The organism is Amycolatopsis sp. NBC_00348 (assembly GCF_036114655.1).
Lineage (GTDB): Bacteria > Actinomycetota > Actinomycetes > Mycobacteriales > Pseudonocardiaceae > Amycolatopsis.
In genome coordinates, this window is sequence record NZ_CP107994.1 from 1,199,564 (window position 1) to 1,221,987 (window position 22,424).

The 22,424-nt window shown below is 65.7% G+C and carries 13 protein-coding genes and 2 pseudogenes; 7 read left to right on the forward strand and 8 right to left on the reverse strand.

The features are described from left to right. Nucleotides 1–49: 49 nt before the first annotated feature. The 4 genes from OHS58_RS05785 to OHS58_RS05800 all read left to right on the forward strand — a co-directional run bounded on the left by OHS58_RS05785 (nt 50) and on the right by OHS58_RS05800 (nt 8,761). A complete protein-coding gene (locus tag OHS58_RS05785) occupies nt 50–6,991 on the forward strand; it encodes an RHS repeat-associated core domain-containing protein (protein ID WP_328647401.1) in 6,942 nt (2,313 codons plus the stop codon). Between the two features lie 26 nt (nt 6,992–7,017). Continuing rightward, nucleotides 7,018–7,425, forward strand: coding sequence for a hypothetical protein (locus OHS58_RS05790; protein ID WP_328647402.1), 408 nt, complete (start codon nt 7,018–7,020; stop codon nt 7,423–7,425). A 512-nt stretch (nt 7,426–7,937) separates the two neighbouring features. After that, a complete protein-coding gene (locus OHS58_RS05795) occupies nt 7,938–8,408 on the forward strand; it encodes a hypothetical protein (protein WP_328647403.1) in 471 nt (156 codons plus the stop codon). After that, nucleotides 8,405–8,761 carry a hypothetical protein gene (locus OHS58_RS05800; RefSeq protein ID WP_328647404.1) on the forward strand — a complete coding sequence of 119 codons (357 nt, stop codon included), beginning with the start codon at nt 8,405–8,407 and terminating at the stop codon, nt 8,759–8,761. Before OHS58_RS05795 ends, OHS58_RS05800 begins: the two co-directional genes overlap by 4 nt. 504 nt (nt 8,762–9,265) lie before the next feature. Here the strand turns inward: OHS58_RS05800 and OHS58_RS05805 are convergent. Continuing rightward, nucleotides 9,266–10,630 (reverse strand): recombinase family protein, encoded by a 1,365-nt coding sequence (locus OHS58_RS05805; RefSeq protein ID WP_328647405.1) that lies wholly within the window; start codon nt 10,628–10,630, stop codon nt 9,266–9,268. Between the two features lie 1,468 nt (nt 10,631–12,098). On the opposite strand from OHS58_RS05805, the pseudogene OHS58_RS48695 reads away from it, so the two are divergent. Continuing rightward, nucleotides 12,099–12,263, forward strand: a pseudogene (locus tag OHS58_RS48695) (DEAD/DEAH box helicase); the annotation flags it as partial. A gap of 36 nt (nt 12,264–12,299) precedes the next feature. Here OHS58_RS48695 and OHS58_RS48700 read toward each other — a convergent pair. Next, nucleotides 12,300–12,899, reverse strand: a pseudogene (locus OHS58_RS48700) (Scr1 family TA system antitoxin-like transcriptional regulator); the annotation flags it as partial. Nucleotides 12,900–13,349: 450 nt separating this feature from the next. Continuing rightward, nucleotides 13,350–13,904, reverse strand: a complete 555-nt coding sequence (locus OHS58_RS05815) for a hypothetical protein (protein ID WP_328647407.1) — start codon at nt 13,902–13,904, stop codon at nt 13,350–13,352. Between the two features lie 235 nt (nt 13,905–14,139). On the opposite strand from OHS58_RS05815, the gene OHS58_RS05820 reads away from it, so the two are divergent. Next, nucleotides 14,140–15,399: a helix-turn-helix transcriptional regulator gene (locus OHS58_RS05820; protein ID WP_328647408.1), complete on the forward strand. Its 1,260-nt coding sequence runs from the start codon at nt 14,140–14,142 to the stop codon at nt 15,397–15,399. Here the strand turns inward: OHS58_RS05820 and OHS58_RS05825 are convergent, their stop codons facing one another. Beyond that, entirely contained in the window at nt 15,400–16,047 is a 648-nt protein-coding gene (locus OHS58_RS05825) for an HAD family hydrolase (protein ID WP_328647409.1), read from the reverse strand. Nucleotides 16,048–16,088: 41 nt separating this feature from the next. After that, entirely contained in the window at nt 16,089–17,267 is a 1,179-nt protein-coding gene (locus tag OHS58_RS05830) for an amidohydrolase family protein (protein WP_328647410.1), read from the reverse strand. 253 nt (nt 17,268–17,520) lie between these two features. Here OHS58_RS05830 and OHS58_RS05835 point away from each other — a divergent pair, with 253 nt between their 5' ends. Continuing rightward, entirely contained in the window at nt 17,521–18,744 is a 1,224-nt protein-coding gene (locus tag OHS58_RS05835) for an IS110 family transposase (RefSeq protein ID WP_442875495.1), read from the forward strand. 465 nt (nt 18,745–19,209) lie between these two features. Here OHS58_RS05835 and OHS58_RS05840 read toward each other — a convergent pair whose 3' ends face one another. The 3 genes from OHS58_RS05840 to OHS58_RS05850 form a co-directional block, all read right to left on the reverse strand. Next, nucleotides 19,210–20,334: an MAB_1171c family putative transporter gene (locus tag OHS58_RS05840; RefSeq protein ID WP_328647411.1), complete on the reverse strand. Its 1,125-nt coding sequence runs from the start codon at nt 20,332–20,334 to the stop codon at nt 19,210–19,212. After that, complete coding sequence (locus OHS58_RS05845; RefSeq protein WP_328647412.1) at nt 20,331–20,963, reverse strand: hypothetical protein; 633 nt, start codon at nt 20,961–20,963, stop codon at nt 20,331–20,333. Before OHS58_RS05845 ends, OHS58_RS05840 begins: the two co-directional genes overlap by 4 nt. Before the next feature lie 355 nt (nt 20,964–21,318). Then, nucleotides 21,319–22,143: an alpha/beta fold hydrolase gene (locus tag OHS58_RS05850; protein WP_328647413.1), complete on the reverse strand. Its 825-nt coding sequence runs from the start codon at nt 22,141–22,143 to the stop codon at nt 21,319–21,321. Nucleotides 22,144–22,424: the final 281 nt, after the last annotated feature.

Here is a 22,424-nt window from a genome sequence, read left to right on the forward strand (position 1 = left end):
TTTCACCAGGGGATAGGTAGCTATGACGGGCAGACGTGGGCACTTCCGGATGGACCGCAGCAGACGGTTCGTCGCGTTCGGTATCACGCTGGTGCTGTTCGGCTCCGGCCAGTCGGCCGCGGAGGCGGCGACCGGCGGCTGGCATGGGCTTGGCTGGGACCTCCCACCCTTGCAACAAGCACAGTCGGTCAACGGTGCCGACGGTGGCCTCCGGACACCGCCCGCTCCGTCGGCAGGCACCTACACCCCGGCCCCGGTGACCTGGCCGGCCGCGGCGACCGCCGAAGTCGACCTGCCGACCGAAGGTGCGGCGAAAGTGCCTGCCGGACGGTCGGTGGCGCTGTCACGCTCCCAGGCGAAGACCGACGCCCGTCACGCCGCGGGCAAGGTTCGTATCAGCACCCTGGACCAGGCCACGGCAGCCAAAGCCGGGATCAAGGGCGTGCTCGTCAAGGCCGAGCCTGTTCGCGGCGACACCAGCGGCCCGGTGACGATCGACGTCGACTACCGCTCGTTCGGTGACGCCTACGGTGGCGACTTCGGCGGCCGCCTGCACCTGGTGCAGTACCCGTCCTGCCTGCTGACCACGCCGGACAAGCCCGAGTGCCACGTCGGCACCCCGCTGAAGTCCGACAACAACACCAAGACCCAGCACGTCACCGCCGACGTCACCCTGCCGGGAGCACCAGCCGCCGACCGGCAGAACGCTGCCACGCCGGCGACGACCTCGATGCTGGTCGCCGCGCAATCCGACACCAAGAGCGGTGGCGGCGACTTCACCGCCACCGACCTCAAGCCCGCCGGCGCCTGGACCGCAGGCACCTCCTCAGCGGACTTCTCCTACTCGTACCCGATCAGCACACCCTCCGCCGTCGGCGGCACCGGCCCGGCAGTGAGCCTGAACTACTCCTCGAGCGCGGTCGACGGCCTCACCTCGGCCACCAACAACCAGGCCTCGGGCATCGGTGACGGCTGGAACCTCTCGGGCAGCGGCTTCATCGAACGCCGCTACAAGGGCTGCGGCCAGGACCTGGGCGGCAACAACAACCAGACCAAGACCGGCGACCTGTGCTGGTACAACGACAACGCCACCATCTCCTTCTCCGGCGCCAACGGCGACCTCATCCTCGACAAGGCCACCGGTAAGTGGCACCCGAAGGACGACGACGGCACCCGCGTCGAACGCCTCACCGACGGCGCCAACGGCGACAAGTTCGGCGAGTACTGGAAGGTCACCACGCCCGACGGTGTCCAGTACTTCTTCGGCCTGAACCACCTGCCCGGCTGGGCATCCGGCAAGGCGGAAACCCAGTCGACCTGGACCGTTCCGGTGTTCGGCAACAACACCGACGAGCCGTGCAACGCCACGACCTACGCCGCGTCCTGGTGCAATCGCGCCTGGCGGTGGAACCTCGACTACGTCGTCGACCCCCGCGGCAACGCCATCTCCTACTACTACCAGCCCGAAACCAACTACTACGGCCTCAACCGCAACGCCTCCACGGCCAACAACCCCGGCACCTCCTATACCCGGGGCGGCTACCTGCAGAAGGTCGAGTACGGCTTCAACACCAAGGTCTCCGACACGTTCAGCCACGCGCCGGCTCAGATCCTGTTCGACACCGCCGAGCGGTGCTTCCCGAGTGGAACGATCACCTGCGACCCGGGACAGCTGAACTCCGGAACCGCGTCGTCCTGGCCGGACGTGCCGTCGGAGACGATCTGTGCCCAGGGCGCCGTCTGCACCTACAGTTCACCGAGTTTCTTCTCCCGCAAGCGCTACACCAAGATCACCACTCAGGTGAGCGACGGTGGCACTGGCTGGAAGCCGGTCCGGGAGTGGGCGTTCGGCCAGTCCTTCCCGCCCACCAAAGACGGGGAAAAGACGGCACTGTGGCTGGACTCGGTCACCGAGACCGGGAAGATCGCGAGTCCGAACACTGTCGGCAGTTCGGTGACGTTGCCGCCGACGACGTTTCACGCGAAGGCGATGGCCAACCGGGTCAACGCCAACATCCAGTACACAGCGCTGACCCGGGAACGCATCGACGCCATCACCAACCCCCAGGGCGGACTCACCTCCGTCACCTACGCTGATCCCGAGTGCGTGACGGGCGTCAAGATGCCCGATCCGAACAACCTGAAGGACAACAAGCTCTCCTGCTACCCGGTCTACTGGACTCCACCGGGCGCCAACGACCCTGTCCTGGACTACTTCAACAAGTTCCAGGTCAAACTGGTCGAGGAAGACGCGAAGACCACGGGCCAGGAACAGCACACGGTCACCAGTTACGGCTATCTCGGCGGTGCGGCCTGGCACTACGACGACGACCCGTTCACCGACCCGAAGTACCGCACCTGGTCGCAGTGGCGCGGCTACGGCGACGTGAAGACCACCGTCGGTCTCGGACCGGCGGCAGGTGACCCGTCCGGTCCTCCGGTGGTCACCGAGACGTACTACCTCCGCGGCATGGAGGGCGCGACGGTGACCAGTGACAACTGGCACGAGTCGATCGTCGACCGCAAGGAGGTCGCCGGCTTCGTGCGAGAGACCGTCACCTACCGCGACGGTGCCGTCATCGGCGGGACGCTGAACGAGCCGTGGGTGTCCGGCGCCACCGGCACCGACGCCTACGGCCGGACGTCGGCCTACGTCGACACCGACACCAGCCGCACCCGTACCTGGCTCGACACCAGCAAGTCCTGGCGGACCTCCCGCACCCACACCGTCTACGGGAAGTACGGTCTCGCCACCAGCGTCCAGACCGAAGGGGACATCAGCGACCCGAAGCAGACCAGCTGCACTCTGACGCAGTACCTGGAGAACACCACTGCGTGGCTGGTGAGCTTCCCGAGCCAGGTACAGAAGGTCTCGGGTATCTGTGACAACACGACGAACCCGCCCGGGCCGGGCAACATCATCAGCGACAACCGCAGCTACTACGACACGCAGGCGTTTGGCGTCGCGCCCACGAGCGGCAACGTCACCCAGGTCGACACCCTCGAAGACTGGCCCGCCGGTGGTGCCGAGAAGCTGACCAAGCCGGCCACGACCACGGTGTACGACAAGTACGGCCGCGCGACGAGCTCGACCGACGCACTGGGCCTGACCACCACGACCGCCTACACGCCGTCGTCAGGTGGCCCGCTCACCCAGGTCGACACCACCTCCCCGCCGGTCACCGCGGCTCCCAACGCGCCCAAGTTCACCTCCACCAAGTACCTCGACCCGGTCTCCGGCATCTCGATCGCCGGCAAGGACGGCAGCGGCCTGCGTACCGACGCGACCCAGGACGCGCTCGGCCGGATCATCTCCGTCTGGAAACCCGGCCACAGCAAGGCACAGAACGCGCCGGCGGACGCCATTTTCACCTACAGCGTGAGAAACAGTGGCGGGGTCAGCAACGTCGCAGCGCAGACGCTGCTCGCCAGCGGCCAGTACGCCACCTCCTACACGCTCTACGACGGTCTCGGCCGTACCATCCAGACCCAGGCACCTCGCACCGACGACGGGGCCGGCCGGATCATCACCGACACCTACTTCGACTCTCAAGGCCGGGCGTACAAAACTCACAACCCCTACTGGAACAGCACCTCAGGACCCTCGGCGACGCTCTACGTCACCAACGACGCCTCGGTCCCCAACACCACCCTGACCACCTTCGACAGCGCCGGCGCCGCGCGAGCGAGCGCGTACCGTCAGAACGACGTCGAGCAGTGGCGCACCACGACGATCCCGGACGGCGACCGCACCACCACCGTCCCGCCGGGCGGCGGCACCGCGACGACCACGATCACGAACGGTCTCGGTCAGGCCACTCAGCTCCTGCAGTACAAGGATCCGGCGAAGTACACCACTGGATCTCCGGCCGACACCACGACCTACACCTACACCCGCAGCGGCCAGCAGGCCACGGTCACCGACACCACCGGCAAGAACGTCTGGTCCTTCGAGTACGACCTGAAGGGCCGGAAGATCTCGGCGAAGGACCCGGACACCGGCACGACGACGTTCACCTACGACGTCGGCGACCGCCTGCTGACCACCACCGACGCCCGCAAGCGGCTCATCAGCTACACCTACGACAACCTCGGCCGCAAGACCGCCGAGTACGACGGGGCCGCCGTCACTGGCACCAAGCTCGCCGACTGGACGTACGACACCCTGCTCGCCGGGCAGCCCACGAGCTCCACCCGCTACGTTGACGCTAAGGCCTACAAGAAGGAGACCACCGGCTACGACAGCGCCGGGCGTCCTACGGGCAGCAAGGTCACCATTCCCGCCGGTATCCAGGGGCTCTCCGGAAGCTACAGTTTCGGCACCACCTACGACCCCAACACGGGCGCGGTCAGCATGGTCAGCAGCCCGCGAGCAGGGGGATTACCCAGCGAGCAGCAGTCGCTGGGGTACTTCCCCCAAGGAGCACCGAAGACCCTGACCTCCAGCACGGGTACCCAGCTGGTGGCCAAAACCGCCTACAACGAGTTCGGCCAGGTCCTGCGGACAGAGTTCAACAACCCGACGAGTCCGTACCAGGTCGCGGTTAGCAACACCTACGAGAACGGCACCCACCGGCTCGCCACGATGCAGGCCCAGCGCTCGACGACCTCCGACTTCTGGATCGCCAACCGCGTCTACACCTACAACCAGGTCGGCAACATCACGAAGATCGCCGACACCCCGCCAGGACTGCCGGCGGACACCCAGTGCTTCCGCCAGGACTACCTGCAGCGGCTGACCGAAGCCTGGACCCCGACGTCCGGGGACTGCGCGGCCCAGCCCACCACGGCCGGGATCGGCGGGGCGGCGCCGTATTGGACGTCCTGGACCCTCGACGACACCGGTAACCGCAAGACGCAGGTCCAGCACACCACCACCGGCGACATCACGAGCACCTCGACCTACCCGGACGCCGGCCAGTCCAGACCGCACGCCGTCCAGGCCGTCACCACCGACGGTCCGAGCGGGACGACGCAGACGAACTACGACTACACGGACGCCGGGAGCACCAAGACCCGCGGCCCGACGGGTTCGGCGCAGACGTTCACCTACGACGCCGAGGGCCGGGTCGCGACGGCGAAGGAGGCGAGCGGCGGGGACAGTAGTTACCTCTACGACGCGGACGGCAACCTTCTCATCACCAAGGACCCGGGCGGCATGACGCTGTCGATCGGTGACACGGAGCTGTTCGTCCCCACCGGCGGGAGCTTCGCCTCCGGCACCCGGTTCTACAGTTACAACGGCCAGGTCATCGCGACCCGCACCAGCACGGGCACCCTCAGCTGGAAGCTGGCTGATCACCACGGCACGACCTACGCCACGGTCGACTCCGGTTCTTCTATGACGGTGACCAGGCGCTGGCAGGACCCGTACGGCACCACCCGCGGCACCCCGCCGTCGACCTGGCCGGACAAGCACGGCTTCCTCGGCGGCTATCAGAACACGACCGGCGTGACGCACATCGGTGCCCGCGACTACGACCCGCTGGCCGGTCGTTTCATGACGGCGGACCCGGTGCTGGATGCGAGCAATCCGCAGGCATTGAACGCCTACAGCTACGGCAACAACAGCCCGATGTCGTTCAGCGACCCTACGGGAATGGTCCTGCAGATTGACGGCCGGCCAGCGTACATCGGTTCTGCAGCGATCAGTTCCATGAGTCCGGCCGGTAAGGATCGCGCGTATCAGTACAACTTCGGCGTCGCCCTCAACTGGGGCTATGCTGTGACGCACAAAACTCGGCCTACGTATCCCGCGTTCGTCGGCAGAGAGAATCATCTCATGTCTCCGAAGCAACGGCGGGCGAAGTGGGAGACCCAATTCGCCAACTGGTCGCTGCAGGCACCGGACCATCGGCCGCCGGAATACGACCAGTTCGCTGCCGCGTTCTGCGACGAGTTTCCCGATGTCCGCTCCTGTGACCCCTCTCCACCCACTGTCGAGGAAACCATCGAAGTGCTGGGATTGCTAGCCTCGGGGGGTGCGGTCGGTCTCCTGGCTAAGCTCGGTGGCGAGGTCGTGCTCGGGTCGATCGCCGCAATTGAGGGTTCGGTCGGGGCCGGCGGCGCTATCGCGGGCGGCGTCGGCGCGGGTGCGCTGGGGGACTACGGCGCATCTCTCGTGGCAGCGAAGATTGCCGCAGAAGCTGCTGGTGGCGAGGGAGCGGCGTCTTCCTGTGTGGGTAAGAACAGCTTTACCGGTGACACCCCGGTGCTCATGGCTGACGATACCAGCAAGCCAATCGCCGAGGTCAAAGTCGGCGACGAAGTCATAAACGCTCGACCCGATGACAGTTTCATCGAGCGCCATGTCGTAACCGCCCTGCATGTCACCGACGACGACCACGATTTCGTTGACATCGCGGTACTGACGTCGGCTGGATTGCGGACCATCGTCGCAACCGCCCACCACCGTCTCTGGGACGCGACAACCCACGCATGGACCGACGCCAGCGACCTCAAGGTCGGCGACCAACTGGCTACTCCGGGCGAAGGTCGGGTCGCTGTTCGAGCGGTGCATCGCTATACTGCCGCTAACCGTACCTACAATCTCACGATCGACAATATTCATACGTACTATGTGATGGCCGGTAACGCTCCGGTTCTGGTGCACAACACGGCCGGATTCATTTGTGATCTCCCGGCCTCGGAGGCGGCTGGTGGCCACGCAATTGCCCGTCATGTTGGAAAGGACGATTCATTCCTGTGGGGACGCGGCATACCTAATGCATCCTCGTATGTGGACTTGAATGCTGCTACGACGGAAACGCAAGCAAATCTCACTGCAAACGAGTCGGCGATTACGGCTTGGCTGTCCGGAAGCGGTACGCAGTTGACTCTTCGAAATCCGATTGGCAATCCGGCGAGCGCCCGTGTTCTGAGTCAGTCGACGGGTGGTGAGATTTCTGGCCGTACCGTGGTTACAATCCTGCGCAGGGACGGTGGTATGGCTGACGGGTTCCGTATTCACACGTCCTATGTCGATCCCTGATATATGCAATGAGGAGTTTGATCCTAATGGTGACTGGTGTTCGCATCTCTCGCGAGGATGATGTTCGAATTGTCGACCTAGATTCGTTTTCTGAGTCTTTGAATTTTAGAATTGTCTTAGTGTATCAAGGTGAAGGTAATTCCTCTCTTAGATTCATTGATTCTTCCCTGGGGAAGGAGGTGGCCTTTCCGTGGTGGGAGGATCCTGCTTCGGACATTCGCAGCTGGTCGATGTCGAATATTCCGGAGGGCTCGGTAGAGGCGCCCTACTGGGATGCGGATCAGGGGTGGCATATTTACATCTGGCGGGTCGAGGGGTCTATACTCATTGCTCAAGGTGGAGATACGGAGAACTGGTATGAAAACCTGTTGAAGGTGCCAATTCATCAGTATCGATCAGAGTGGGAAAGGTTGATTGTCTCCTTGTCAAAATGAGCTATTCTGACGCGACGGGTGCGGTAATGTTGCCCCGCGGAAGCTGTCGGCGCGTTTCAAGCGGGAAGGCCGAGAAGGCGACCTCGGAGTCGCCGGCCACGCGAGGCTCGTGCGAGAAAGTGTTTCCCCGGGCAGGTCGTGGGTATGGAGTGGAAGAAGGGTTGGACACAGCTCGGCGAGCTGTCCTGCGTGTGTGGCCATCTCCGTGGCCGACGCGTTGTGATGTCTGGCACGGACACCTGTGTTGTCTGACGAACTCGGCGACCAAGGCTTCATCGACTGGAGCTGCGCGATTGTGGACGGTGCCCGTGTATGAGAAAAGAAGGATTTCTGACCGTCGCGGTTCGAGGCGGCACAAGCCGTCCAAGCTGCTCGGCACCAAAGCCTATGGCCAGCTTCAGAAAAGTAGTAGTAGTAGTAGTAGGACTACTTTATCGCTCTGATCTTCGTCGGCGTCACGCTTCAATACCGGATGGCCTGCGGACCGTTGTCACGACGGCGCATCATCCCTTATGGATGTGACATCCCATGACTGGAAGGATGTCACGGAGCTGGAAGCCGGTCACCAGGTGAGGGCCCGATATGTCTTGAAGGCTGTGCGTCGCACTGGCGCCGACCGGACTTGCAACCTGACCATCGAAGGCGTTCACGCATCCTATGTACTCGTCGGCGACACCCCGGTCTTCGTTCACGACGATGGCGAAACCCTGAGTCGTGACGATCTGAGTCTGGAGCAGCTGAGGAACTTGAAACGCTTCGAGAAGAAATTGCCGGCCGATGCTGAGTCAACGGTGATCACCCGTGGTGCCAATGGTGCAGTTCAGTTCGAGGCGAAGGTGTCTGGGCGAGTGTCAGGTTCGCATGCCAACTACGCCAAGACGATTGATGCTTCAGGTGGCACCATCGGATACTTGAAGACAAAGGTTGTTCCTGATGGATCTGTCGCCCACGTCAAGGGCAAGATGACAGGAGGCTGTCCGTGAACGCTCAAGATCGGGCTGCGGCTCTTCTGGATATCCTTGAACTGCATAGATCAGTGCCTGATGCTGTTCGTGAATTATCGCGTTTCGATTTTGACGGTGAAGAAGATCTCGTCACGTTGACGCCCGCGCATGTGACTGCATTTCTTCGGGGATACCTATCCGGCGCGCTTACGGAGAATGACGTCGAAGTATGGGCAGAGGCGCTTGCTGGGCGGGATGACGTCGGACTGCTGGAGGGGTATGGGAATCTGTTGAAGCAGGTTCTCTTCGAACTTTCCACGCCCGAGATTAATGAGCCGATAGGTTTCGAAATGGCACGACGGTGGGTGGAGCGCTTCGGTATCGTCCCGTAGGGTGTTGTGTTGCCGTGGAGGAAGTATTCGGTGCGACTGTTGTCAACCAGGTGAGGCGGTTCCGGGACTGGCGGCGGCGTGAGGACGGTCATTGACCGCGCATCTGTCGTAGATGTAGCCGACTACCCGGTTCCGGGCGTCCGTGGTGGTGAGTAGCCGGCTGGCTGCGTCATAGGTGAAGGTCGTCTTGCCGTGTCCGGGTTGGTCGACGAGATCTTGCGGTCTTTCAGGTCGTAGTCGGGCACCGGGGGTCGGCGCTTGTACTCGCGAGCGTCATTCCGTCGGCGCGATGCAGTTGGGCAAGGCGGCCACTGTCCCTGCGGCTGGATGTCGGTGTGTCGGGACTTCAGTGCAGATGGTAGGTGCGGCGGTGATAGTGACTGTGCGCTACGATGACCGCATGATCTCCCCAAACACGGGAGATATCCCACGTGGAGGGGTTCTCGGACACAGTATTACCCCACGGATCGCGAAACGCGATCTTGAAGCTGGGCCGATCGTAGCTCAGTCCGAATCGATCTCCTGCAGCCGCCATCCGGCGTTGTCGCAGACGATGAACTGTCCCGAGCCTCGTAGCGCTGTCGCGACGCGGCTGCTTCGTGTCCGAACTGACTCCAGCGTGGCGTGGCCGTCACTGTCTTGAACGCCGAGTCGGATATAAATGTCGTCGATGAGATGGTCTTCGCGGATGTAGAGCGTCTTCGGCCGGGGCTGGCCCGCGCGTTGGGTGCTGGTGTGGCCATGGCGGCAGCGGTACGTCGGTCGCCCGTGGTTCCAGTGCGAGTCCAGCCGCCGGTTGCAAACGCCGCAGTGGATGAGCCCGGCGAGGGCGAATCGGCGAGTCTGGCCGTCGCCGGCGGGGCGCGCCGCCCGGACTTGCTGCGCGGTGACGAAGTCCTGCTCCGTGATCAGCGCCGGATGGGCGGCCTTCGTCGACAGCGCGGGCGTTGAGGCTGGGCCTTCGGTGCCGGTGGCGCGGCGGTTCCAGGTCTGGCGGCCGGTGTAACGCGGATTCGCCAGGATGACGGCGACGGTGCGTAGGGTCCAGGCACTGCGGGTTCGATGCCGATTGCGGTCCGGATCGGCACTGGAGGGGCAGGGGATATGGCGCTCGTTGAGGTGTCGGGCGATGCTGGCGACGCTGTGCCCGGCGAGACGCTGGCGGAACATCCAGGTGACGTGGGGTGCGGTTCGGGGGTCGGGTGCGAGGCGTTGGAGGCGTCGGCCCCAGCGGGCGTCGGCGGGGTTGGGGTGGGGTCCGGCGTCGACGAGTTGGTAGCCGTAGGGTGGGCGGCCGCCGAGGTAGCGTCCTTGTTGGGTGGCCTGGTTGTGCATCGCTGCCAGTACCCGGTGGCGGGCGCGGAGGACTTCGCGCTGCGACTGGGTGGCGAGAAGTGACAACAGCGCTCGGTGATCGCGGTTGACGAGGTCGACTGGACCTCCTGTTTCGGGTAGCCAGAGCTGGATGCCGTGACGGGTGCACCAGGCGTAGAGGGTGGCGAACTGGGTGCCGGTGAAGGCGCGCTCGTACTCGCCGATCACGATCGCGTCGATCACGGATTCTGAGCTCGAGGCCGTGGTCATGAGCTGGGCAGCCTGGGGTCGTTGTCGCCATGGAATGCGGCGTGAGGTGCCGGCGTCGAAGTAGGTGGCGACGACCTGGCCGTGGCCCGCGACCAGCTCATCGGCCATGTTGCGTTGCCAGCCTTGTGACGACACCCGGTCTTGATGGCGGGTGGTCGACGTGCGGCCGTAGAAGGCGAACCGCAAGCCACTCCTGTGGTCGGGGCGGGTAGTGGTGGTTGTCGGCTTCTTGCCGTTCATCCACTGCGCCAGCAGGTCGGCCGCGCCAGCAGGTGGTGCGGCCATCTGAGGCGAGGGCAGGTGCGGGGGGATCACGCTGGACGGATGTCGCGGCCGTTGGGTCATGACGGCGGGTGCCGAGCGGTTCATCCGATCAGCGCAGTCGCGATGCGTCAGTGAGGACTGTATAACGCCCTATGCGGCGACGATCTGCAGTAGCCCCGCTGTCTGTCGGGCAGCATGGCGCTCGACTGGCGAAACGTTATCGATTTCCTTCGAGGGGGTTGTAACAGCGGATGGCCGACCGCCGACCCATCAACCGTACGTAGCGGTGATCGTCGATCTTGCTGGGCGGAGCGGGATTTACTCGGCCGTCCCAGTGACTTGGTGTTGACGTTGCACCTCTCGTTCGGCAAGCGTGAAAAGGAGCCACGATCCTGTGGTTGAGACGACTTCGTCGGAGGTTCCCATAGCCGCAGGAGTGAGCCAGGCCGAGGAAGTCGCTGAGATTCTTGCTCGTATCGGTCCGGTCGACGGAAGCGCGCTGTTGAGCGAAGCGCAGCGTCGTTGGCCGTCACTGACATTGCGACGTCTGCGTACGATCGTCATGTCGGCGATCCAGGCCGGCTTGGTGCTGGCTGACGGTGAAATACTCTCTGCTGTTGCAGAAGTGGCGCAACCTGACGACGGCCGGTGCGATCTCTCGCGGGCTGTCATCGTGGATTTCGAATCCGTGGTTCGTCCCAGCTCGGAGAAACCGGACGGCGATCGCCAGGTGTATCAGATTGGTGCCGCTCGCCTGTCCGGTGACTCAGATTGGGTTGGCAAGGGTGAGCGGTTCATAGCCTGGGTAAGGCTGTCGGACGAAGACTGGGAAGCGGAGATCAGATCGGAGCGCGTTCGCGCGTCATACGAAAGCCATGCAGTCAGTCCGGTGGAAGCGTTCGAAGCGCTGCGGCAATTCTGCGCCGACGCCGACACCCTGATTGCCTACAACGGCATACAGGCCGACTTCCCTCTGCTCGACGAAGCTAGCGGCAACGCGGGCATCCAGGGTTTCGGCGGCCACCGCCGGGTCGATGCGCTCTACCTCGCTCACGCTATCTGGCCGACAGCTTCCTCCCACCGACTGGCCGAGCTGGCCACTGAGGTCGGGGTCGACCGCACGGGGCTGCGCTGGCATGACGCCGAGGCAGACGCAATACTGACGGCCCGCGTGGTTCAGCTCGCGGCGTTGGCCGTGGCTGCGTGGCCTGAAGCAGAGCGTGTCCTGGCGTTGAGCGCGGGCACCGGTAGCGCGGCCTGGGACCTGCTGGCTTCACTGCTTCCGTCCGATTTGGCCACCCGCGAGCACGACGATGCGGAGGTTGAACAGGTACTATCCGACCTCATCCCGGCGCCGTCACCGAGCCACCGGAACAACCCGCTGGTCGTGCCGGACGAGCTGCGCGACGACTCGGGGCGGGTCGATCCGCACCGCCTTGCCCAGGCGGCAGCCTCGGGGCGAGTGGAGCGTCGACCGGCGCAGCAGGAGATGTCCGCCCAGCTGGCCGCCCAGGTGACCGCCGGCCGGGATGCTCTGTGCGAAGCTCCCACCGGGACCGGCAAGAGCCTCGCCGTCCTCGCCACCGGTCTCGACTGGCTCGCCGGTGCGCCGGGCCGGCAGGTCGTCCTCTCGACCCACACCAAGCAGCTGCAGACCCAGTTCGGTCGTTCCGGTGACGCTCAGGCTGTCCGGGACGAGCTGAGTGCTTATGCGACCCGTTGCCGAGGTGGTGAGGTGCTGCAGCTGTGCGTCCCGGATCTCCGCGGAAAGGAATTCGTGGTTCAGTGCGGCCGCGCCCAGCAAGACGGTGTGCCGGTGATGAGGATTCCGGTCGACCTGCCGGACTTGGCGGGTCAGGATCTCCAGGTCGACGTCGTCGGGCTGACTGGTCCGGCCCAGAACCGCGTGCGCGTACTCGGATGTCTGCAGAAAGTCAGGCACAACGCGCGGCGCCCACTCGTAGGTGTGAACGGCGTATCGCAGGTACACGTCTTGGAGACTGGCTTCGCCAGGCGCGAGGTTCTCGATATGGCTGGCGCGCTCCGCCTGCCCGTGAAGCCGCATCATCAGCTGGTACTCGGCAGGTGTCACCTGGAGATAACCGAGATACCAGCCGAGCTGTCCGACATCGAGCGGTCGCGCCCCCGTTTCCCAGCCCGAGACGGTGGATGGATTGAACCCCAGTTTGACGGCCAGCTGACGGAGGCTGATTCCCCGGTTGTCGCGAAACTCTCTCAGCCTGCTCCCGATTACGTAGAGGCCAGGGAGGTGGGAAGGTCCGTCGGTCATGCCGGACGCCGTTCTGTGAGGTGGAGGCGCCGCGGAGTCGGTGCGATGCCCGAGTCGGTGTCGGCGGCGTGGGACTGGAGTAGATCGAGCAACTCTTCGACCTTGTCGGCGACTTGGCGCTGTTCATCGGCGGTTGCGGTGCCGTCCCGCAACTGAAGTGCGAGCAGGCCGGTTCGGGTCTGTGTGGCTTGGATCGCGTCGATGAGCTTGGCAGTGTCACGGAACATGGAAACTCCGGTCGAAAGTTGCGGTGTCTCCGAAGTGGACAGTCGGCGCAACCCTGCGAGGACGCGGCAGAGAAGGACGAACTCGGCTTCTTCGGCGTGTCGTAGGTCGACTTCGGAAGGCCATTCTTCTTTTTCGTTTGCTGGCATCGTGGTTCGCCCCAGTGCGGAACCGGGTGGCCGAGTTACGTTTCGGGGTGCACGACTCCGCCACTGGTCGAGTTGGTTAGGCGTGCTCGGTCACGTAGCTGATCGCGAGATCCAGGGCCGAGTCGCGGTTCGTCGGAGGCAAGGGAAGGCTTGCGAGATCGAGACTTTCCGAGACTCGACGTACCCAGCGGTCTGCGAGACGGCGGAACTCACGTTCGTCGTCATCGCGGTTTCCGTCTTCGGCGTGGGCATCGCCCGCCACCGCGGTTCGGAACAGCAGGTTGTAGTTCGAGCTGTGGTGCCGAACCAGGTCTTCAAGGTGCTCGATCTCCGCGTCGCTCGCTTCGTCGCCGCGATACTCAAGTGCGGCCTGGTAGTACGCCAGCGCGTCTGGGACGGCACCGTTCACCAGGATGATGTCAGCGTGCGCCCACGCCTCCAGTTCGTCGCTGATGCCGCGGGTGATGAACCACATCGTGGATGCCCAGGTGTGGTTGTGGAGGATCGGTATGCCCAGCCGCTGGGCCCGCTCCACGAGAGCTGGAATGGTGGCGACCTGATAGCCGCTCTTCCGGAGTTCCAGGGACAGGCGGGAGACGAACGTGCTCTTTCCTGTCAGGTGCGGACCCATGATTCCGATGGCCAACGGCCGCTCGGACGCTGTGGGCATCACTGCGCCCGGCCTTCCGGGTTCCTCAGATCAGGTATTGCTGTGCCGGATACCGGCTTGGTGGTTGTGGTCACGGGGTTCCTTCCTGCATCGTGACGTCGGAACGATCACCATGGGACCCTGACCAGCTATGATGCGGGAAGGGGGTAAACGCCGAAACTGCGATTTACCCCCTCGGACAGATCCGGAGAACGACGTGACTGACGAACTGAGCGAGACGCGGCCGGCTGCGGACCATCTCGCCGGGGAGATTCGGCGCATCCGTCTGGCTGCGGATCTGAGCCAATCCGAGTTGGCGCGGAGGATTGGCTACACGCGCAACTACGTATCCATGGCCGAGCGGTTGGGACGAAACCTGCCTTCCCGTGAACTTGTAGACGCGCTGGACCGTGGACTGCACACGGCGGGTGACTTACGACGCCTTTGGGAGGCGGCGAAGCAAGAACAGGCGACACTGCGGCGCGAGAACCAGTCGCAGCGTGCGCCTCAGTTGAGAGACGATGTCGTCCGTGCCGGTATCCCGGCGCTGCGGCGAGCGCTGCTGGCGTGCGACGAGCCGGATGACGGCCCGGTTCGGCCATCGCATGTCCTGGAAGCGGCCGTCGCCAACGCGACGGAGCAGCGTGTGCAGGCGCGCTATGCGCAACTGGTCGCCGACTTGCCCGATCTCCTGATGGAACTCGGGCGGGCGCGCCACATGGCGACCGACGAACTGGAACGCGGTAACGCGACGGAATTGCTGATCCTGGCTTACCGCGCAGCTGATGGGGTGGCCTTCAAGTACGGCTACTCCGATCTTTCCGGGCAGATCATCACAGCCATGCGCCTTGCCGCAACGGAGATCGACCGGCCGCTGCTAGACGCCGCCGTCGCATACGTGCGCACTGAGACGTTCTTTGCGGCCAAGGACTTGCCCTCCGCACACCGTTCCTTTATCCGGGCTATCGATGGGATCCCGACCTCCGCGTCCACAAGGGACGCTGCTGTCGCGCGTGGCGCATTGGCGATGCGGGCTGCGGTGGTCTCCGCGCGTGCAGGTAAGGCCGATGAGGCCGGCGACCACATCGCAGACGCGTATCGAGCCGCCGAGCACACGCCTGAGGGCATCTACCTCGGAACCGCCTTCGGTCCGGCATCGGTCCGAATCCACGAGGTCGCTGTCGCCCAGGAGTTGGGCGACAGCCCGACGGCCGTCCAGCGCGGCACCGGCTGGCACCCGCCGCGTGAACTCCCCGCTGAGCGTCGGTCCCACTTCTACATTGACCTGGCTCCGGCGCAGGTCGAAGTCGGCCGACTTGAAGACGCCTTCGTTTCACTCCAGATGGCCAAACGTGTCGCGCCGCTGCACACGCGGGAACATCCGCGGGTCAAGACGGCGCTCAAATCTCTGCTTCGTGGTCAGCGGACGGTCAGTGACGAGCTGGCAACCTTCGCAGCCTGGGTCGACGTGAATTGATCAGGTCCTCGCAACCAGTTTGGGCAGTTCAGCCAGCGAGTCGATGACCCAGTCGGCGCTCGCCTGGACGGCCGGATCGTCGGCCCACAGGTGTCCCCAGGGGCCGCGGCGGATCAGTGCGGTCCACAGACCCGCGCGGTGACCGGCGACCACGTCGTTGTCGCGGTGATCGCCGACGTAGAGCAGGTCGCTGGCGGCGACATCCGCAAGCTCGACGACGCGCTGGAAGAAGACCGGGTCGGGCTTGGCCACTCCCCATTCCGCGGAGGTCGCGATGGCGTCGACCGGGAGGTCGAGGTCGCGGAGTAGACGCCCGGCCTTCGTCGTCTGGTTGCCGGCAAGGCCGACCCAGAGCCCCTTCTGCCGGAGTTCCGCGAGCGCTGGCCGAACGTCGGGGTAAAGGTCGGATTCGCCGATTTGCTCTCCGTTGCCAGTCTCCTCGCGACGTTGCCGCTCGGCGGCGACGTCGAAGTCCGGCTTGAAGTACCGGAACGTCTCGGCGTTGTCCCGCCCGGTTGCGGTGACCGCGCCGAGCACGGTCGAGAACGTGTGCCGGCGGACTCCGATCCAGTCGGCCCAAGCGTGCCACTCGCGCGTGTCGTCGAGCACGGTCTCACCGATGTCGAGGACGACCGCCCTCACCGGCATGGCGCTTCCTTCCCGTCGGGGACGTACGGCGCCAGAGTCTTTCATCTCGTCTGCAGCGCGGCGGGACGCCCCTTGACCGTCACCAGCTCTAGCCGACCGAGGTTGGCCAGGTCGGCGAGCGGGTCGCCTGCGGTGACCAGCAGGTCCGCGGAGAGGCCTGGTGCCAGTTGGCCGGTGGTGTCGCCGATACCCAGCGCTTCCGCGCTCGTCGTCGTGGCCATCTCGATGATGTGTTCGCGGTCGAAGCCCAGGTGCTCGTAGAGCTGGAGGGCCCCGGCGTAGTTGTCGAACCCCGAGCTTCCCGCGCCGGCGTCGGTGCCGGGGATCATCCGGATGCCGTGCTCGGTCATCCACTCGAACCGGCTCGCGACCTGGTCAGCGCGGGCTGACCCCAGGCGGTTCATGAAGCCTCGCCAGTCCGAGGGCCAGGCGACGCACGCGAAGATCCCGCGCTCGGCGATCTTCGCGGCGACGTCGTCGCGCAGGTCGTAGCCGCCTCCACCCTCGCGCAGCCAGGTGCAGTGCTCGATGGTGGCGACGCCGGCGTCGGCGGCCGCGGCGATCGCGTCCGTGCCATGGGCGTGCGCCGCGACGGGCAGCCCGGCCTTCGAGGCTTCGTCGACGATGGCGGCCAGCTCGGCGGTGGTGAACTGGCTCTCCCACATCGACGGCGAGTTCGGGGTGATCTGGCCGCCGGACGCCATGACCTTGATGACGTCGGCCCCGAGTTCCGCGTTCTGCCTCACCCGCGCGCGGAGCTCGGCTTCGCCGTCAGCGGCGCCGCCGAGGAACCAGCAATGCCCGTCAGGGACGGTGATCGGCGGTCCGGAGGCGACGATCCGCGGTCCCCGTGAGTGCTGGTCCCGGAACTCGATGGCCGCCCCGTCACGGTCGCCGAGATCGCGGACGGTGGTCACGCCGGAGCGCAGAAGCTGGTCCGCGCGTTCGGCCAGCTCCGTGTGGGTCGCCTCGGCGGCGGCTCGCGCCGGGTCGCCGCAGGCGTCGAACACGAGGTGGACGTGGCAGTTGATCAGACCGGGCAGGATGGTTCCGTCGGGGAAGTGTTGACGTTCGGCGGTCGGCGAGGTCAGTCCTTCGACGGCCGCGCGCGGCCCGACGGCGAGGATGATGCCGTCCTGGATGAGCACGGCTCCGTCGGCGATCCGGTGGCCCGCTGGGCCGGGAAGGACCTGGTCGGCGGTGATGAGCTGCTGACGCACGAGTGGGGACCTAATCAGTCTGGGAGCGAGCCATACGGCAAACTCCTGGTCGGTAGCCGACCGGCAGGTGAGCACTCAGGATTCCTGGACGACCGAGTCCTGCTGAAAGATCGTGCCCCTGCCGGTTGGACGGGAGAATTGATCGCTGCTGGGATGTCGTGCCCCGCGCGCTGGTCGCGCGTGAGCACTGCTTGATTAGGTCGCTGATAGTTCTCCCGCCGGCTGCTCACGGTGACCGAGATCGGGAGGACAATTGAGGCTGTTCGCAGGAGACGACTGGGCTGAAGACCACCACGACGTGGAGGTGATGGACGGCTCCGGTCGCAGGCTGGCCAAGGCCCGGCTGCCCGAAGGCGTCGCCGGGATGGCCAGGCTGCACGCAATGATCGGCGAGCTGACCGGGGACGAGACCGACGAGGCCGAGGTGCTGGTCGGGATCGAGACCGACCGAGGCCCCTGGGTCGCGGCGCTGGTCGCGGCCGGATACACGGTGCTGGCGGTCAACCCGTTGCAGTCCGCGAGGTTCCGTGACCGGCTGGGGGTCTCGGGCGCCAAAAGCGACCCCGGCGACGCCCACGTGCTGGCTGACATGGTCCGCACCCACAGCCACGAGCTGCGGCCGGTCGCCGGGGATTCCGCGCGGGCCGAGGCGGTCAAGGTCGTGACCCGCACCCATAAAACCCTGATCTGGGAACGAACCCGTCACACCCAGCGGTTGCGGCACGCGCTGCGGGACTACTTCCCCGCCGCGCTGGTCGCGTTCGACGACCTCGACGCCGCCGACACCCTGGAGTTGCTGGCCAAGGCCCCCACCCCGGCCCAGGCCGCCCGGTTGACCCTCGCCCAGATCAACGGCGCGCTGAAGCGGGCGCGCCGCAAGAACATCGCCGGGAAGGCGACGGTGATCCAGGCCGCGCTGCGCGCCGAGCATCTCGGCCAACCGGATGTCGTGGCTGCCGCCTACGCCGCCTCGGTCCAGGCGCTGATCGCTGTCCTGACCGTCTTGGACGCGCAGGTCAAAACTTTGCAGGGGCAGGTGGAGGCCTATTTTGGCCAGCACCCGGCCGCTGAGATCGTCCTGTCCCAGCCTGGTCTGGGGCCGGTTCTCGGCGCCCGGGTGCTCGCAGAGTTCGGTGACGACCCCGACCGCTACGCCACCGCCAAGGCCCGCAAGAACTACGCCGGGACCTCGCCGATCACCCGAGCCTCCGGCCGGAAAAGGGTCGCCCTGGCCCGGTTCGTGCACAACGACCGGCTCATCGACGCGCTTCTGACCCAGGCGTTCAGCGCGCTCAGTCGCTCGCCTGGCACCCGCGCCTGCTACGACCGGCAACGCGCTCGCGGCGTCAGCCACAACGCCGCGCTTCGCCAGGTCGCCAACCGACTCGTCGGCATCCTCCACGGCTGCCTCAAAACCGGCACCCTCTACGACGAGACGACCGCCTGGTCGCATCACGCCGAGAACGTTGCTGCTTGACATCTACGCTCCTGGGATGTCTTTCAGGCGGGGACGCACAGCTGGAACACGGCGATCTGCCCCATGAAGGGCAGCATCTGCTCCGGGGGTGCGTCACCGGGGAAGGGCCATTCTTCGGAGACGCGGGGGAGGCGGGCGAGGTAGCGGCGACCGCTGTCGCGCCGCCTTCGTCTTCCACGAGGAGAGCGTTGCGGGACTCGTGCTCGTCGGGCTCGACGGTGCATTCGCCGGCTGCGAGGAGGTTGCGGACCCAGTCGCGGTGTCGGCTGGGTGAGCAGACGTACTGGACGCCGTCGAGCTGCATGAGCGCGATCGGAACTGCTCGTGGCTCGCCGGTCGTGCGGCCGGCGACGGTCAACACTCGCAGTGCGTAGTGGTCCTCGCGGTGTGGCTGCGGATCTTGTGAGCGGATGCGTTCGAGCATCTGCTGGTTCCGTTCGCGGATCTCGGCGTTCGAAACCGTGGTCACGTGGCTCCTTCCCGGGCGAGGGCCCGTGAGAGGTGGATGAGCTGCCGGACATCGGAGTTGATGCCCGCGTCTTCCGGTGCCGCGACGAGCACGCCCGTCCGGCTGGTCGGTGTGCGGCCGCTGGCCTGGAGCCGAAGCGCGTGACGAAACGTGCCGAGCTGCTGGTCGGCGGGACGCTCGGCATCGAAGCCGGCGTCGACGAGCTGCGGGCTGAGCTGGAGGAGGCCGTCTCGGATTTCGATCACGCGTCGCCAGTATCGGTGGCCGACCTGGCGGGGGAGCAGCGTGTCGAGCCAGCTCTGGGTGGGCGCGTGGTCGAGGGTGTCGGCGGGGAACACCGTGTGCAGTGCCCGCCAGAGCGGCCACAGCTCGGCGTAGGCGCGACGTCGGCGTAGCCACGTCCTCAGCGCGGCGAACCGAGCCGCGAGGCCGACCGAGAACACGCCGAAGAGGAACACGAAGGTGCAGATCGGGACCAGCCGGGTGGTCAGCTGCATGATCGGGGCGCCGTATCCCGGGTGGCCGGCCCAGCGGATGATCGTGACGACCGTGCGGGCGCCGGTCGTGACGGCGGTGGCGACGAGCGCGACGGTGAGGACGTGAAGTCCGAACCTGGCGCGGCGGCTGGACTCGCCGGCGTACCGGAGTGCCCAGCGCGCCGCCTGCACCGCCGCGTAGAACATGTAGCTGCCGCCGATGATGTAGAACGGCGCCACGCCGGGATGGCTCATGTCGTTCGGCAGGACCCCGGTCAGGGGGTACGCGCTGTCGCGAACTCCGGGCGGGAGCACGAGAACCGCGGCGGTCATCGCCAGGCAGACGCCGACGAGGATCGCGGTCTCGGTGCGGACCCGTCGCCATGAACCGCCCGCCGAGATCAGGAAGAAGAGCAGCAGGGCATAGCGCGAGGTGTTCAGCGCGAGGTTCGTCAGCAGCTTCACCGTGCTCGATGACGGCAGCTCGCCGAACACCGTCCGGGTGAACGCGACGAAAGTGGAAGCGCCGAGCAGCTGACACGCCACGCACACCACGACGGCCCACAGCGCCGGATCGCGTGGCGAACGGGCCAGCCGGTAGAGGAACCAGGCCAGCACGAGCAGCAGGAAGTTCGTGAGGTTCACAGGATGTCGACCGGGTCGCCGAGGGACGTCTGCGCGCGGCGCGCTCGCGGTGACCGGCCGGGCAGGCTGATCTCCTGGGCTTTGACCGTGGCCTCCAGCAGGACGGTCGCGAGCGCCTCGGCTTCCTGTTCGTACTCGTTCTCGTAGGAGGTGCGGCGGCGCAGAGCCTTCCGGATGACCTCGGCCGGGATGTCGGGCAGCAGTTGGCGCCACATCGAGTCGTCGCCCTCGTCCGACGGATGATCGGCGAGGAGGTGGCCGAGCTCGTGGGCGATGATGTGCTCCTGGTGAAACCGCGTGGTTCCGGTGCCCTGGTACAAGATGATGTCGGCTGCGGTCGTCTTGATCCACAGGCCGAACGGACCCGGCACCTCCATCGGGACGGCCAGCAATCGGATGGGCTTGCCGCGGCGCTCGCCGAACCGGGCGCAGATCTCGGCCATCGGCGTCGGGCCTTCGACGCCTGCGGCGCGCAGCTCGGACCGCAGCCGACGGCGCAGGCCGGCGATTCGCCGGGCGCGGTGCACGCGTTGAATCTGGATGCTCACGACGGTCCTCCCAGGCCGTTGTTGATCACCTTTGACCGATCGTCGCAGATCGGCCACGGTGTTCGGCGGGTTGGACAGCAAGCGCTTTCCGCAAGAACTCGACCAGGCTCTCGGCCTGGACAAAGACACCCGCTCCTCGGCATGAGCGGATGTCGAAACTCGACGACGATGCTGCGAGTGTCCTGGCTGTACAACCCGAAGCGCCGGCTGCCGCTGCTGTCATCGTTCGGTGTAGTACCAGCGTGGCCGCGCGGGTAGTCAAGCGATGAGTCGGCCGGGATCCGGTGGCGTCGGCTCCACGGCGGTGCATGACCTGACCGCGAGCCGGTTCGGGCAGGTTTCCCAGCGGCGATTTCTCCCGCGGTCCACTCAGGTCACCGAGCACCCGGGGTTCGCGACTTGTGGGTTGTTGTCAGGTGCCAACGATTCCGGGCCGTCACTGCTCGCAGCCACGATCGCTGATGAACTCCGTCAGCAGAGCGGCGAACTGCCGCGGTGCCTCCTGGTGCGGAGCGTGGCCGGCTCCGGGGATCAGCTGAACCTCGTCACGCCACAGTCCGGGGATGATCAGCTTTTGCAAGTAGTCCAGGCTCACCAGCTGCTCGTCAGCGCCTTGCAGGATGGCCAGCGGCTGACGGAGCGCCGAGACGATCGCGATCTCATCTGCGAACCGGCCCGCACCGGCGCTGGCCCCCAGCCCGGCGCGAGCTGCACCGTCGGTGGCCAGGATGTCGGAGACGAATTCACTGATGTCGAGCGGCGAACCGGGCGCGGTGAAACTCTCGGCGGCCAGCCTCGCTTCTGATTCGCTGACCTGCGCGCTGAAGAGGGCGGCCATCGCCGGGTGCGGTAGGAAAGCCTCCGCCATCTGCGCGGGTGATGCGACCGGGGGCGCGCCGAAGATGGCGAAGCCGCCGACGTCCGGCAGTTCGGGCGCGGCCTCCATCGCGATCTGCCCGCCCAGGCTCCAGCCGACGACGATCGCGTCCGATACGCCGAGCTCCTGCACGAAGGCGGTGAGCACGGCGGCGTAGCCCGGTAGCGAGTAGTCGGCCTGGTCCCTCGCTGGCTCGGACTGACCGTGTCCGGGCAGGTCCAGTGCGACGCAACGGAACCGCCTGCCGAAGTCGCCCCGTATCACCGGGAGCCAAGTCCTGGCCGAAGACGAGTTGCCGTGGACGAAGATCACCGCGGGTTCGCCTTGGCCACTGCGATCGGGCGAGCTCTCCAGGCACGTGATCCGTTGTCCATCGATCTTCACGCTCGACTGCTTCACTCGATGCCTTTCGGTTCCGCTGATCGTTCTACCAGGCCATGGGCAGGGCCTGGTTTGCGGCTTGATATCCCGCAAGGCCCTGAACCTAGAGAGGGAAGACGAAGGCGGCAAGTGCGTCCCGGTCAACTATCGAATTACCGGCACGCAATCGGCGCTCGCCGACGATTCGCGCTACAGCAGGGAACGTGTGTCGGATCGGCTGATGTTCTCGGCAGGACCCTCACCGTCCTCGCGGCCTCCGGTCAGACTGGTAGGCGCTGTCATCG

Bases quoted from the DNA above. Each gene is read 5' to 3' on its own strand.
- OHS58_RS05785 (WP_328647401.1), top strand. From the start codon at position 50: ATGGACCGCAGCAGACGGTTCGTCGCGTTCGGTATCACGCTGGTGCTG.
- OHS58_RS05790 (WP_328647402.1), top strand. From the start codon at position 7,018: ATGGTGACTGGTGTTCGCATCTCTCGCGAGGATGATGTTCGAATTGTC.
- OHS58_RS05795 (WP_328647403.1), top strand. From the start codon at position 7,938: ATGGATGTGACATCCCATGACTGGAAGGATGTCACGGAGCTGGAAGCC.
- OHS58_RS05805 (WP_328647405.1), bottom strand. From the start codon at position 10,630: ATGGCCGCACCACCTGCTGGCGCGGCCGACCTGCTGGCGCAGTGGATG.
- OHS58_RS05815 (WP_328647407.1), bottom strand. From the start codon at position 13,904: ATGGGTCCGCACCTGACAGGAAAGAGCACGTTCGTCTCCCGCCTGTCC.
- OHS58_RS05825 (WP_328647409.1), bottom strand. From the start codon at position 16,047: ATGCCGGTGAGGGCGGTCGTCCTCGACATCGGTGAGACCGTGCTCGAC.